Origin of the sequence: Devosia sp. (assembly GCF_041917035.1) — a bacterium.
Classification (GTDB): Bacteria; Pseudomonadota; Alphaproteobacteria; order Rhizobiales; family Devosiaceae; genus Devosia_A.
In genome coordinates, this window is sequence record NZ_JAYRYM010000095.1 from 1 (window position 1) to 13,520 (window position 13,520).

The 13,520-nt window shown below is 69.1% G+C and carries 13 protein-coding genes and 2 tRNA genes; 11 read left to right on the forward strand and 4 right to left on the reverse strand.

What is annotated here, in order from left to right; genetic code table 11:
* Positions 1-190 (reverse strand): hypothetical protein (locus ACE3TU_RS11415; RefSeq protein WP_374624250.1); only part of this gene is annotated, 190 nt, incomplete at its 3' end.
* A gap of 396 nt (positions 191-586) precedes the next feature.
* Here ACE3TU_RS11415 and ACE3TU_RS11420 point away from each other — a divergent pair.
* Entirely contained in the window at positions 587-1,561 is a 975-nt protein-coding gene (locus ACE3TU_RS11420; protein ID WP_374624252.1) for an alpha/beta fold hydrolase, read from the forward strand.
* Here ACE3TU_RS11420 and ACE3TU_RS11425 read toward each other — a convergent pair.
* The 3 genes from ACE3TU_RS11425 to ACE3TU_RS11435 form a co-directional block, all read right to left on the reverse strand.
* A complete protein-coding gene (locus ACE3TU_RS11425) occupies positions 1,542-2,072 on the reverse strand; it encodes a DUF5946 family protein (protein WP_374624254.1) in 531 nt (176 codons plus the stop codon). The two genes, ACE3TU_RS11420 and ACE3TU_RS11425, sit on opposite strands and share 20 nt — an antisense overlap.
* Positions 2,069-2,875, reverse strand: a complete 807-nt coding sequence (gene hisN / locus ACE3TU_RS11430; protein ID WP_374624256.1) for a histidinol-phosphatase — start codon at positions 2,873-2,875, stop codon at positions 2,069-2,071. The genes ACE3TU_RS11425 and hisN overlap by 4 nt, the downstream gene beginning before the upstream one ends.
* A gap of 332 nt (positions 2,876-3,207) precedes the next feature.
* Positions 3,208-4,104: an N-formylglutamate amidohydrolase gene (locus ACE3TU_RS11435; RefSeq protein ID WP_374624258.1), complete on the reverse strand. Its 897-nt coding sequence runs from the start codon at positions 4,102-4,104 to the stop codon at positions 3,208-3,210.
* A gap of 180 nt (positions 4,105-4,284) precedes the next feature.
* On the opposite strand from ACE3TU_RS11435, the gene cpdR reads away from it, so the two are divergent.
* The 10 genes from cpdR (at position 4,285) to ACE3TU_RS11485 (ending at position 12,947) form a co-directional block, all read left to right on the forward strand.
* Complete coding sequence (cpdR, locus tag ACE3TU_RS11440) at positions 4,285-4,644, forward strand: cell cycle two-component system response regulator CpdR (RefSeq protein WP_374624260.1); 360 nt, start codon at positions 4,285-4,287, stop codon at positions 4,642-4,644.
* Between the two features lie 109 nt (positions 4,645-4,753).
* Positions 4,754-4,828, forward strand: a tRNA-Val gene (locus ACE3TU_RS11445).
* Positions 4,829-4,877: 49 nt separating this feature from the next.
* Positions 4,878-4,952, forward strand: a tRNA-Val gene (locus tag ACE3TU_RS11450).
* A gap of 178 nt (positions 4,953-5,130) precedes the next feature.
* Entirely contained in the window at positions 5,131-6,033 is a 903-nt protein-coding gene (locus ACE3TU_RS11455; RefSeq protein WP_374624262.1) for a S1C family serine protease, read from the forward strand.
* Positions 6,034-6,120: 87 nt separating this feature from the next.
* Complete coding sequence (locus ACE3TU_RS11460; protein WP_374624264.1) at positions 6,121-6,558, forward strand: NAD(P)H-dependent oxidoreductase subunit E; 438 nt, start codon at positions 6,121-6,123, stop codon at positions 6,556-6,558.
* A complete protein-coding gene (locus tag ACE3TU_RS11465) occupies positions 6,555-8,108 on the forward strand; it encodes a formate dehydrogenase beta subunit (RefSeq protein ID WP_374624266.1) in 1,554 nt (517 codons plus the stop codon). Before ACE3TU_RS11460 ends, ACE3TU_RS11465 begins: the two co-directional genes overlap by 4 nt.
* Complete coding sequence (fdhF, locus tag ACE3TU_RS11470) at positions 8,108-10,936, forward strand: formate dehydrogenase subunit alpha (protein ID WP_374624274.1); 2,829 nt, start codon at positions 8,108-8,110, stop codon at positions 10,934-10,936. Before ACE3TU_RS11465 ends, fdhF begins: the two co-directional genes overlap by 1 nt.
* Positions 10,937-11,752: a formate dehydrogenase accessory sulfurtransferase FdhD gene (gene fdhD, locus ACE3TU_RS11475; RefSeq protein WP_374624268.1), complete on the forward strand. Its 816-nt coding sequence runs from the start codon at positions 10,937-10,939 to the stop codon at positions 11,750-11,752.
* A complete protein-coding gene (locus ACE3TU_RS11480) occupies positions 11,749-11,985 on the forward strand; it encodes a formate dehydrogenase subunit delta (RefSeq protein ID WP_374624270.1) in 237 nt (78 codons plus the stop codon). Before fdhD ends, ACE3TU_RS11480 begins: the two co-directional genes overlap by 4 nt.
* 260 nt (positions 11,986-12,245) lie before the next feature.
* On the forward strand, positions 12,246-12,947 hold the full coding sequence (locus tag ACE3TU_RS11485) for an outer membrane protein (protein ID WP_374624272.1): 702 nt from the start codon (positions 12,246-12,248) through the stop codon (positions 12,945-12,947).
* The last annotated feature ends 573 nt before the right edge of the window (positions 12,948-13,520 follow it).

The following is a 13,520-nucleotide window of genomic DNA, read 5'->3' on the forward strand; positions in this document are numbered from 1 at the left end:
AGGGCAGCGCCCAGACGAAGGCCGAATCGTAGAAGCTGGTGCTGTGGAAGCGCCCGCCGAAGAAGAACACGTTGCGATCGTACTGCGACAGGCCGGCATCGGGACCGAGCCCCTGTGCCGTCGCCGGCGTCCCCAGCGACGCCGCCACGACCAGAGCGACCGCGGCTGCGGCTACACGTATGTTCTTCACTATCGGCCCCCGGCAATACTGTGCGCAAACTGGCCGCAACCCCCGGCAGAGTCAACCGCCCGCCGATCACATTCGGAGCGGCAAGGCGGGTTGTGGCGACGATGCCACGCCGCCGCCCGGTGCGCCGCAGATGAACCGAGAATGAATGCTCTCCTCAATGGCCGTTCAGACAGGCCGGCCTACAAGCGTGACTGTGCTGACTGTCTGCTGCAGGGCACACGAATGAGCCGCCTTCACCCGCCCCCCGCAAGGCGGCCATCACAGGAAAGCCAGCGCTTCTTGATGAGGCGCTGGCTTTTCCGTCGATGCTGGTACGCCTCGTGCCGCCCGCGGGAATCCGCTATGGCGTTGTCGAGGCTGCGCGCACAACGAATACGGCAGGGAACCGGGCAGAGCATGAACGCCATCGTCGACCCCAGCGGCCCCTCCCTCGCGGTGGTCCCGTCCAATCCGGTGCCGCAGGGCGCCCGCGTCGGCTATTTCGAGACGCCCGACAAGGTGCGGCTGCGCTACGCGACGTTTCCCAAGGGTCAGGGGGCGCCGCGCGGCACCGTCTGTCTCGTCCACGGCCGGACCGAGTTCATCGAGAAGTATTTCGAGACCATCGCCGATTTCCAGTCGCGCGGCTTCGCCGTCGCCACCTTCGACTGGCGCGGCCAGGGCGGTAGCCAGCGGCTGATCGGCAACGGCTCGCTGGGCTATGTCCGCCGCTTCGACGACTACTGGGTGGACCTCAAGGCCTTCCACGGCTCGATCCTCTTGCCCGATTGCCCGGCGCCCTACTATCTCGTCGGCCACTCGATGGGCGGGCTGGTGTCGCTTTATGCCGGCACCCGCGACCGCATGATGTTCGAGCGCATGTTCCTGTCGGCCCCGATGGTGGCCCTCGACCGGCAGCCGTTCGGCATGGCCGGCATGGCCCGCCTGGGGCAGGTGCTGACGCTCGTCGGCCTCGGCCGCCTGCCGGTCGGGCGCGGCTCCGACAAGCCGCAGACCGAGCAGGGCTTTCCGGGCAATCCGCTGACCTCCGATCTTGGCCGGTTCATGCGTTCGGTCGATATCCTCAAGGCCCGTCCCGACCTGATGGTCGGCACGCCCACGGTGCGCTGGGCGGCGGCGGCGTTCCGGGCGATGGCGGGTGCCGGCCTCGACAGCTTTCCCGGCGCCGTGAAGATTCCCACCCTGATGCTGGCCGCGGCCCGCGACGAGATCGTCTCGGCCAGCGCCATCGAGACACTGGGCCTCAGGATGCGGACCGGGCGCCACCTGATGATCCCCGGTGCCCGCCACGAGCTGTTCGTCGAGAGCGACGCCATCCGCGGCCAGGTGCTGGCGGCGTTCGACGCCTTCATCACCGAGCCGTCGAACTGAACGGTCCGAGGCCGCTGCGGGCCAGGTATTCGGCCACGAAGCCATGCTGGTCGGCCCAGTCCTCCCAGGTGCTGCGGGCCCAGCGCCGGACCGCCGCCGCGTGCGCGTCGGGCCCGCTGACCGGGCCCATGTCGGCCACCGTCATCCGGTACGACGCCCGGGGCGGCAGGGCCGGCAACTGCGCTTTCAGGCGTCCCAGCCGCAGCATGGCATCGTTCGCGCGCCGGCCGGAAAAGCCGTGCTCGAGCTGGAGCGTCAGCCGGCACAGGTGCAGTCCCACCGACTGGATCGCCCGACGCGACCCATCGCCGGGATGCTGCACCGCCCAGGTGTCGACCGTCAGCCGGTGGACCTCCATCAGCGCGGGATCGGCGTACTCGCGCGCCACCAGCGCGCCGAACGCCTGCCAGCAGGCCGGCGTGGACAGCATGTAGGCATGCACGGGGCCGTCACAGGCCGCCAGCAGCGATCCGCAGCCCGGGCAGCGCTGCGGCGCTGCCGTCTGCGTCATCCGCCGAGCACCGCGAGCGCCGCCGCGTGCAGTTCCGGCGTCGCGGCGGCGACGCAATTGCCGCCATGCTCGGCCGGACCGCCGTCCCACGAGGTGACCACGCCGCCGGCATTCTCGATCAGCGGGATCAGCGGGCAGATGTCGACGTCCTTCAGCATCGCCTCCGCCACGAGGTCGATATGGCCGGCCGCCAGCAGGGCATAGCCGTAGCAGTCGAGGCCGTAGCGCGTGGTGAGGACCTTCTGGCGCAGCCGGTCCCAGGTGGCGACCGTGCCGGACCGTTCGAAGATGTCGGGCGACGTGGCGGTCAGCTTGGCGCGGGAGAGTTCGGTCACGCCCGATGTCCGCAGCGGGGCATGCGCCGCGCCGCGATGGTAGTAGGCCTCGCCCGGCAGGGCCATGTAGATCTCGCCGGTGAACGGTTGCGACATCAGCCCGGCAACCGCCTCCCCCTCCACCGTCAGGCCGACCAGGGTCCCCCAGACCGGCACGCCGGTGATGAAGGCGCGCGTGCCGTCGATCGGGTCGATGATCCAGGCAAAGCCGCTATTGCCCGACTTGTCGTCCCACTCCTCCCCGATGATGGCATGGTCGGGAAAGCGCGTCCCGATCAGGTCGCGGATGGCGAGTTCGGCCTCGCGATCGGCGGCGGTCACCGGGTCGAAGCCGGAGGTCTCCTTGTTGTCCACCGCAATACCCGCCCGGAAATGCGGCAATGTCCGGGTGGCGGCGATCTCGGCGGCATCGAGCAGCGTCCGTCGCACCAGGTCGGCGGAGAGTCCCGCCAGCGCTGTAGCATTCATCTTCGGGTTGCTTTCACTTTCTTGATTTCCTACAGCGCACTAGCAGCAGTGTTGGCCTGCCGGTGGCTGGTTTTGCATGACAGTAATGAGTCATTTTTGCAACAAGAGCCGGCCGGCGCATGTTGAAGACTGTTCCGCATCTTGCTGAGGCACGCAAATCAGTTCAGCCATGATGGTGCATGATGGATGGGTGGCTGGCGATCTACGCCGCGACGTGACGGACTGGACTTGGCCGCGATCCTTGGCCGCCATCGTTTCCTCCCTTGACTGGGCCGCTTCGGCGGCCCGCTTTTTTGCGGGGGGACCGGCAGGACGCCCGCCACCGGGAACAGTTACTCGGCGGCGTATTTCTCCTCCCGCGCGCGAACCGGCGACAGCACCGCCGTATCGAGCCCGATCAGCGACGCCATCAGCCGCTCCAGCACCTGCCGGATGGCGATGAAGCCGTCGTTCTTCTCCAGCGTCACCTCGTTCATGTAGAGGTGCCGGCTGACCTCGATCTGCAGGGCGTGGACGCCGTGCTGCGGCCGGCCGTAGGTGCGGGTCGCAAAGCCGCCCGCATAGGGCCGGTTGCGCGCCACCCGCAGGCCGGCGCCGGCGAACACCGTCTCCGCCAGGTCGGCAAGGATCGGCGCGCAGGTGGTGCCGTAGCGATCGCCCAGCACCACGTCCGGGCCGATCCGCTCGCCGGCGCGGGTGAGGCGCGGCATCGAGTGGCAATCGATCAGCACCGCGACGCCATAGCTCGAATAGGCCTCGGTCAGCAGCTTCTGCAGCGTCGCGTGGTAGGGCTGGTAGATGCCTTCGATCCGCATCCGCGCATCGTCGAGCGTCAGGCGCTCGCGATAGATCGGCTTGTTCTCCGCCACCACCCGGGCCAGTGTGCCGAGCCCGGCGGCGACGCGCGGGCTCGTCGTGTTGAAGCGCTCCGAGAGCGGCTCGACGAACATGGCGGGATCGAGTTCCCAGGGCTCGCGGTTGACGTCGAGATAGGCGCGCGGGAAATGCGCCCGCAACAGCGGAGCACCCAGGTGCGGCGCGCGCGCCACCAGTTCGTCGACGAAGGCGTCTTCGGACTGCCGAATCGACAGGTGGTCGAGCCGCGTCATCCTCAGGAACCGCTCGGGATAGTCGCGGCCGGAATGGGCGGAATTGAACACCAGCGGTGCCGTCAGCCGACGTGGCCGGATGGTCTCGAATGCCGGCCTGTCCCAGTAGTCGGACTGCAAAGCGCTCTCCCTCGGCGCCGAAGCACCGCTCAGTGCCGCCACTGTGCCGTCTGCCGCCGCAATTGTCCAGAACGCCGCCGGGCCGCCGGGGGGGTTCCGAGGCGGGTTCAAAAACCGGCAAGCATGCATTAAACAGAAGTCCGTAGAGTGCTCCGGAAGAAGCCGTGTAAGAAGGGTGCCATGAAGCGCATTTTGCTCGCAGAAGACGACAACGACATGCGGCAGTTCCTCACCCGGGCGCTCAAGAACGCCGGCTATGACGTGGTCTCCTTCGACAACGGCAAGTCGGCCTACGAGCGGCTGCGCGAGGAGCCGTTCTCGTTGCTGCTGAGCGACATCGTCATGCCCGAGATGGATGGCATCGAGCTGGCCCGCCGGGCCACCGAACTCGATCCCGATCTCAAGGTGATGTTCATCACCGGCTTCGCCGCCGTGGCGCTCAACCCGGATTCGGATGCGCCCAAGGACGCGTCCGTGCTGTCCAAGCCCTTCCACCTCAAGGACCTGGTGCTCGAGGTCGAGCGGCTGCTCGCCGCCTGATCGCGACGGTTTTTCCGTGCTGCGGCTTGACCCCTTGACCCGCGATCGGGTTTCATGGTCTATCCGCGCTCGCATCGACCGGGCGGGCCCGGAGGTGCGGCGAAGCGATGGGTGTATAGCTCAGCGGGAGAGCACTACCTTGACATGGTAGGGGTCACAGGTTCAATCCCTGTTACACCCACCATCCTTCGCCCGGGGACCCCAGGTCCTTGATATTGCCGGCCTATTCGGTCGGGTGCGTAGCTCAGCGGGAGAGCACTACCTTCACACGGTAGGGGTCACAGGTTCAATCCCTGTCGCACCCACCATGGCACTGCCGCCTGTCGCGGCGGCGGGCAATCCGCATAGGCCGACGCGGGGATCGCAGAGCTTTGGCGGGCGCGGGGCCGATCGGCCGAACGGCGGTCTTGCGATTGTCGGCCAGGCTGCTTAGCTATCTCGCCCAATGACAGCCGGCCGGTTCGGCCGGTCGGAGCGGACCGGCGGATGGATACCGAACAGATCAGGCGCAGCGTTGTCGCGGTACGGGCTCACATTCCCGACGATGCCTTCACCGCGAGCGGTCTCGGGACGCTGCGCGAGGGCAGCGGCGTGGTGATCGGTCGGGGGCTGGTGCTGACCATCGGCTATCTGATTACCGAAGCCGAGGAGGTCTGGCTCACCGCGCAGGATGGCACGGTGGTCGCCGCCCACGCGCTGGCCTATGACCAGCAGACCGGTTTCGGCCTCGTGCAGGCTCTCGGCGCCCTCGACCTGCCCGCCCTCGAATTCGGCGATTCGCGGCGCGCCCGCGTCGGCGACGCGGTCACCGTGATCGACGGGACCGGCCGGGCCGTCGGCGCGGCGATCGTCGCCCGGCAGGAGTTCGCCGGGTACTGGGAATACCTGCTCGAGGAGGCGATCTTCACCACCCCGGCGCATCCCTCCTGGGGCGGCGCGGCGCTGGTCGGCGCCGACGGCCGGCTGCTCGGCGTGGGCTCGCTGCGGCTGCAGATGCTGCGCAGCGGCGAGACGGCCGACATCAACATGGCGGTGCCGATCGACCTCCTGCCGCCGATTCTGGACGACCTGCTGACCCGCGGCGAGGCCAATCGGCCGCCCCGTCCGTGGCTCGGCGTGTTCTCGGCGGAAAGCGACGGCGACGTCGTGGTGATGAGCGTGGCCGAGGGCGGGCCGGCCGCGAGGGCCGGTCTCAGGCGCGGCGACATCATCTCCGATGTGCGCGATACCGGCGTCGACGGCCTCGCCGACTTCTACCGCAAGCTGTGGGAGAGCGGGCCGGCCGGGGCCGAACTGCCGATCCGCATCGTGCGCGATGGACGCGAAAGCTGGCTGAGGGTGAAGTCCGCCGATCGCAACAGCTTCCTCAGGAAGCCACAATTGCAGTAGCGTCTCGGCGCGCAAAGGCCGGGCGCGCATTTCGCCCGGCACGCAGCACCGGGCCGGTGCACGACAGGCACCGCGGGGGGCGGGTTCATGGCGACGACGGCGATGGCGACGGAGGATGGGCTGGCGCTGGCCGCTTGCGCCCTTTACGGCAACCGGCCGTCGGCCCTGCTCGAGGTGCTGCACGAGATTCGCACCCGGCGGGGCGGCATCACCGAGGCCGATATGCGGGCCGTGGCCGGCGCCCTCAATCTCAGCCGCGCCGAGATCCACGGGGTGCAGAGCTTCTACCCCGATCTGGCCGACGCGCCCGCCGGCGTCTCGATCCGGGTGTGCCTTGCCGAGGCCTGCAGGTCGCGCGGCGCGGCCGCGCTGGCATCGGACCTCGAGGCATGCGGGGTGACCGCGGCGCCGGTCTACTGCCTCGGCAACTGCGCCCTCGGCCCGGCCATCGCCGTCGGTGACGCGATCCACGGCCGCGCCGACCTCGCCATGGCCCTCGCGCTCGTCGGAAAGGGCGCCGCATGACCGTCCGTGTCTTCGTGCCGCGCGACACCGCCGCCGTCTCGGTCGGCGCCGATCAGGTCGCCGCCGCCATCGCTGCCGAAGGCGCGCGGCGCGGCGCCGACCTGGAGATCGTCCGCACCGGCTCGCGGGGGCTGTTCTGGCTCGAGCCGCTGGTCGAGGTGGAATCGCCGGCCGGACGGATCGCCTATGGCCCGGTACGGGCGGCGGACGTCCCGGCGCTGTTCGATGCGGATGTCCTCACGGGCGCTCCGCATGCGCTGTGCCAGGGGCCGACCGAGGACATTGCCTGGCTCCGCGACCAGGTTCGCCTGACCTTTGCCCGCGTCGGTCTCGAAGACCCGCTCGATCTCGCCGCCTATGCCCGGCTCGGCGGCCTGCTGGCGCTGCAGCGGGCGCTGACGCTGGACGGCGCCGCCATCATCGCCGAGATCGAGGCATCGGGCCTGCGTGGCCGCGGCGGCGCCGCCTTTCCGGCCCACATCAAGTGGCGCACCGTCGCCGAGCAGCCGGCCGGCCAGAAGTTCGTCTGCTGCAATGCCGACGAAGGCGACAGCGGCACCTTCGCCGACCGGATGCTGATGGAAGGCGACCCGTTTGCCCTGCTCGAGGGCATGCTCATCGCCGGGCTCGCCGTCGGCGCCGAGACGGGGTTCGTCTACATCCGCTCCGAATACCCCGCCGCCATCGCCACGATGACGGAGGCCGTCCGGCGCTTCGAGGCCGCCGGCTGGCTCGGCGCGGATATCGGGGGCAGCGGCCGGCGCTTCACGGTCGAGATCCGGCGCGGCGGCGGCTCCTATATCTGCGGCGAGGAGTCGGCCATGCTCGAAAGCCTCGAGGGCAAGCGCGGCATGGTGCGCGCCAAGCCGCCTATCCCGGCGATCGCCGGCCTGTTCGGCAAGCCGACCCTGGTGCACAACGTGCTCTCGCTCGGCACCGTTCCCTGGATCGTCGCCCATGGCGGCGCCGCCTACGCGGCCCACGGCAGCGGCCGATCGCGCGGGACGCAGGCCTTCCAGCTGGCCGGCAATGTCCGGCAGGGAGGGCTGGTCGAACTGCCGTTCGGGACCAGCATCGCGCGGCTGGTCGACGGCTTCGGCGGCGGCACGGCCAGTGGCCGGCCCTTCCGGGCTGCCCAGCTCGGCGGTCCGCTCGGCGCCTATGTCGACGCCGCCATGCTGCACCTGCCGATGGACTACGAGGCGCTGGCCGCGGCGGGGGCGATGCTCGGCCATGGCGGCATCGTGGTCTTCGACGACAGCGTCGACATGGCCGAGATGGCCAGGTTCGCGTTCCAGTTCTGCGCCCACGAGAGCTGCGGCAAGTGCACGCCCTGCCGGATCGGCTCCGTGCGGGGAGCCGAGACCCTGGGCGAGGTCATCGCCGGCCGCAACGTCGCGGCGAACCTGGCCCTGGTCGAGGATCTGTGCGAGGTGATGACCGATGCCTCGCTGTGCGCCATGGGCGGGCTGACCCCGATGCCGGTGCGCTCCGCCATCCGGCTGTTCGCCGAGGACTTCACCGGCCGCCGGCCAGGGGAGAAGGTGTGATCGCCATGCTGAACGAGATCGACTACGGCACCCCGGGACGCGACAGCGCCGAACAGGTGACCCTCACCATCGACGGCGTCGTGGTCACCGTGCCGGCCGGCACGTCGGTTATGCGGGCGGCGGCGACGATCGCGCACCCGATCCCCAAGCTCTGCGCCACCGACCTGCTCGAGCCCTTCGGCTCGTGCCGGATGTGCCTCGTCGAGATCGAGGGGGTGAAGGGCACCCCGGCCTCGTGCACCACGCCGGTGCGCGCCGGCATGCGGGTCAGCACGCAGACGCCGCGCCTCGAGCGGCTGCGCAAGGGGGTGATGGAACTCTACATCTCCGATCATCCGCTCGATTGCCTCACCTGCTCGGCCAATGGCGATTGCGAGCTGCAGGACACGGCGGGCGAGGTCGGCCTGCGCGAGGTCCGCTACGCCCGTGGCGACAACCATTTCGACACCGCGAGGCGCGACCCCGTCGACATCTCCAACCCCTATTTCCAGTTCGACCCGAGCAAATGCATCGTCTGCTCGCGTTGCGTGCGCGCCTGCGACGAGGTGCAGGGCACGCTGGCGCTGACCATCGCCGGGAACGGCTTTGCCTCGAAGGTGTCGGCGGGCCTTTCGAGCGAGGACTTCTTCTCCTCCGAGTGCGTGTCCTGCGGCGCCTGCGTTGCCGCCTGTCCGACGGCCACGCTCGAGGAGAAGGCCGTGGTCGCGCACGGCGTGCCGACGCGGCAGGTCGAGACCACCTGCGCCTATTGCGGCGTCGGCTGCTCGTTCACCGCCGAGCTCAAGGGCGACGAGCTGATCCGCATGATCCCGTCGAAATCCGGCGGCGCCAATGCCGGCCACTCCTGCGTCAAGGGGCGCTTCGCCTTCGGCTACGCCGCCCACGAGGATCGCGTCACCACGCCGATGGTGCGGGACCGGATCGACGATCCCTGGCGCATCGTGGGCTGGGACGAGGCGATCGCCTTCGCCGCCGGACGGCTCAAGGCCATCCAGCACGCGCATGGCCGGGGCGCCATCGGCGGCATCAGTTCCTCGCGCTGCACCAACGAGGAGGTCTATGTCGTCCAGAAGATGGTGCGGGCCGCCTTCGGCAACAACAACGTCGATACCTGCGCCCGCGTCTGCCACTCCCCCACCGGCTACGGGCTGAAGCAGACCTTCGGCACCTCGGCCGGCACACAGGACTTCAGGTCGGTGGAAAAGGCCGACGTGATCCTCGTCATCGGCGCCAACCCGACAGACGGGCACCCGGTCTTCGCGGCGCGCATGAAGCGCCGGTTGCGGGCCGGCGCCAGGCTGATCGTCGCCGATCCCCGCCGCATCGATCTGGTCCGGTCCCCCCACATCGAGGCGGCCTACCACCTGCCGCTGCGACCCGGCACCAACGTGGCGCTGATGAACGCCATGGCCCATGTCGTCGTCACCGAGGGGCTGGTCGACGAGGCCTATGTCGCCGAGCGGTGCGACCCGGCCGAGTTCGCGCGCTGGCGCGCCTTCATCGCGCGTCCCGAGCACTCCCCCGAGGCGCTCGCCGACACGGTCGGGGTCGATGCGGACCGCATCCGCGGCGCCGCCCGCCTCTACGCCGAGGCCGAGAACGGCGCCATCTACTACGGCCTCGGCGTCACCGAGCACTCGCAGGGCTCGACCATGGTGATGGCCATGGCCAACCTCGCCATGGCCACCGGCAATGTCGGGCGCGAGGGCGTGGGCATCAATCCGCTGCGCGGCCAGAACAACGTGCAGGGCTCGTGCGACATGGGGTCGTTCCCGCACGAATTGCCCGGCTACCGGCACGTCTCGGATGGCGCGGTGCGCGGCGCCTTCGAGGCGGCCTGGGGCGTGACCCTCGATGCCGAGCCGGGGCTCAGGATCCCCAACATGTTCGACGCCGCCATCTCGGGCCGCTACCGGGGCCTGTTCGTGCAGGGCGAGGACATCGCCCAGTCCGATCCCAACACCCGCCATGTCAAGGCGGCCCTCGCCGCCATGGACTGCGTCGTGGTGCAGGATCTATTCCTCAACGAGACGGCGGCCTTCGCGCATGTCTTTCTGCCCGGCACCTCGTTCCTCGAGAAGGACGGCACCTTCACCAATGCCGAGCGGCGCATCAACCGGGTGCGGCCGGCCTACCGGGAAAAGACCGGGCTGAGCGAGTGGGAGGCCGTCTGCCGGCTGGCCACCGCCATGGGCTATCCCATGCACTACGCCTCCTCGGCCGCGATCATGGACGAGATCGCCATGCTCACCCCGACCTTCCGCGGCGTCAGCCATCGCCGCCTCGACGCCGAGGGATCGATGCAATGGCCCGTGCCGGACGCGCTGTCGATGGGGACACCGACCATGCATGTCGGTGGCTTCGTGCGCGGCAAGGGCCGGTTCGTGCTCACCGAGTTCGTGGCGACCACGGAACGGGCGACCCGCCGCTATCCGCTGCTGCTCACCACCGGGCGCATCCTCAGCCAGTACAATGTCGGCGCCCAGACGCGGCGCACCGCCAACACCGCCTGGCACAGCGAGGACCGGCTGGAGATCCATCCGTTCGACGCGGAAGAGCGCGGCATCCGGGACGGCGGCTTCGTCACCATCGCCAGCCGGGTGGGCGCGACCACCCTGCGCGCCAGGATCTCCGATCGCATGCCGCAGGGGGTGGTCTATACCACCTTCCACTACCCGCTTTCGGGGGCAAACATCGTGACCACCGAGAACTCCGACTGGGCCACCGACTGCCCGGAGTACAAGGTGACGGCGGTAGAGGTCACCGCCTCGAACCTGCCGGCCGATGCCGAGCCGCTGGCGATGCCCGCCACCGAGCCGGCCGAATAGATGCGCGTGATCCGGCTCGACGATGTCGCGGACCCGTCGCTCCCGGTGGGTCGCGGCCTGCGCACCGGCGCCGACGGTTCGGTCCGGCCGGTCGCCTGGCATCTCGCCGAGGAGGCCGCGATTGCCTTCCTCCTCAACGGCCGCGCCTTTGCCGTGATGATGGCGACGCCCGCCGATCTCGAGGACTATGCCCTCGGCTTTCTGCTGACCGAGCGGGTGATCGCCGCCCCGGCCGATCTCGAGGAGATGCGTGTCGCCCCGGTCGAGGGCGGCCTTGCGCTCAACTGCATCGTGCCGCCGCGCGCCGAGGTGGCCGCCGCGGATCGTCGCCGCAGCCTCGCCGGTCGGGCCGGCTGCGGCCTGTGCGGCGCCGAAACGCTGGAGGCCGCGTTCCCCAGCCTGCCGCGCGTCGCCTCGCGCCGCCCCGACCCGGGGATCGTTCTTGCGGCCCTGCTTGCGCTGCCGGCGCTGCAGCAGCGCAATGCGCGCGACCGCTCGACCCATGCGGCGGCCTTCTTTCGGGCCGACGGCACCGCGGTGCTGGTCCGCGAGGATGTCGGTCGGCACAACGCCCTCGACAAGCTGGGCGGCGCCCTGCTCGGGGCCGGCATCGACCCCGCATCCGGCTTCGGCGTGCTGTCGAGCCGGATGAGCGTGGAGATGGTGCAGAAGGCGGCCATTCTCGGCCTGCCGGTCCTGGCCTCGGTGTCTGCACCGACCGCCCTCGCGCTGAGCGTGGCGGCCCGCGCGGGGCTTGCCGTATGCGCGCAATCGGGGGACGGGGTTGTGGTGTTCGATTCCGCAGGTCCGCGATGAACGAGGATGCCGACCTTGTCCGCATGGCCAACAACATCGCGGCCAACTTCGCCGTCTACCCCGAGGCCGAGGCCATCGCCGCCATCGTCCGGCATGTCACGGACTTCTGGCCCAGGCCGATGCGCGATCGGCTGGTGGCCGAGGCCCATGAGTCGGGCAACCTCGCGCCCCTTGCCGCCGCCGCGGCACGCGTGCTTGCGGCCCGGGACGGCCACGCGACCGGCGCCGCCTAAGTCTCACTGCGTAGTTCCGCTCGGATCGCCACATCTTTGACGACAATCCCCGCGATCGTCTCCATTCCGGACACGTCAGACGATCATCTGCTCAAGCCGTTGTCGCCTCGCCATTTATTGATCTGAACGTACGCGGCCGTACGATGCGACTCTGCAACAGTCATCCGATTATTGCCGAACATCCGCACGATCTTTTGCGAGTGACTCGATTGGCGAGCACAATTCGGTCTATATTGATGCGGATTTCAGGAGGCTCGATCATGAAACACCTACTGTTCGCTCTCGCCGGTGTCGTACTCGCCGGCCTGTCCACCACCGTCAGCGCCGCCGACCTCTACGTCGAGACGCCGGTGATGCCGGGCATCGTGGATGTCGGCAGCGCTTGGGAAGGCCCCTATGTCGGCGTCTTCGGTGGCTACGGATGGGGCGCCGCCGATCATGCCAACCTCGCAGTCCATCCGGATTGCGCCCCCAATGGCTGCGATGTCGATATCGCCGGCTGGCTGGCGGGCGTCACCGCCGGTGCCAATTTCGCCGTGGGCAGCAATGTCGTCGCCGGTATCGCGGGTGACATCGCCTGGTCCGGCGTGTCCGGCATGGACACGTTCGGCGTCGGCATCGCCGACTCCGAGAACGTGATCAACTGGCAGGGCTCCCTGCGCGGTGTGCTCGGCTTCGACGGCGGCGCCTTCATGCCCTACCTGACGGCCGGTTTCGCCGTCGCCAACGCGACGCACACGCTCTCGAACGGCGCGTTCGACGGGACGGCCGACGCCACGCACATGGGCTGGACGGCCGGCGCCGGCGTGGCCTTCGCGGCCACCGAGGATGTCGTCATCGACCTGCAGTACCGCTACAGCGATTTCGGCGAGCAGGAATACGATCGCGGCATCGCGCCCAACAACCCGATCTTCGGTCTGACGCAGCACGCCCTGACCCTCGGCGTGAACTGGCAGTTCTGACCGTTTCGTCACCTGGTGTCGATCGGCCCGGCCGGCGATGCCGGCTGGGCCTTCCGCCTGCGCGCCGTTCCTCTTTTCGCTCTTGCCAGGCTGCGCGAATGGGCGCACGCTGCTTTCATCGTCAACAGCCGGAAGGAGGTGATCCAATGTCTCAGCAGAAATCGTCGGTTTCGAAGGGTCTTGGAGTCTCCGTCAGTTCGGGGCAGGCTTCGGTCTGATCGAAGGCTTCGCCGCAAGGCGATCGCTTCGAAATCTGCGAAATCGGGAAGGGTCGCCTTGCGGGGCGGCCCTTCTTTGTTTCCGGGGCCCCGCAGCCCCGCCCGGCCTGTCAATCTCCTGTTAACCACCAGCCAAAGGTAACCGCCGGGTAAAGGAATTGTTTGCAATTGGAGGCGGATTCATGCGGGCACGAACTCTGTCGTAACGCGTGTTTTCGGAGGCCCTCATGAAGCGCATCTCTCTTTCTCTGCTGGCGAGTGCCGCAACCCTTCTCCTGCTGCTGCCCGCCCAGGCGGCCGACCTGCTGATCCAGGAGCCCTCGATGCCCGGCTTCGTCGACATGGGCGGCGGCGG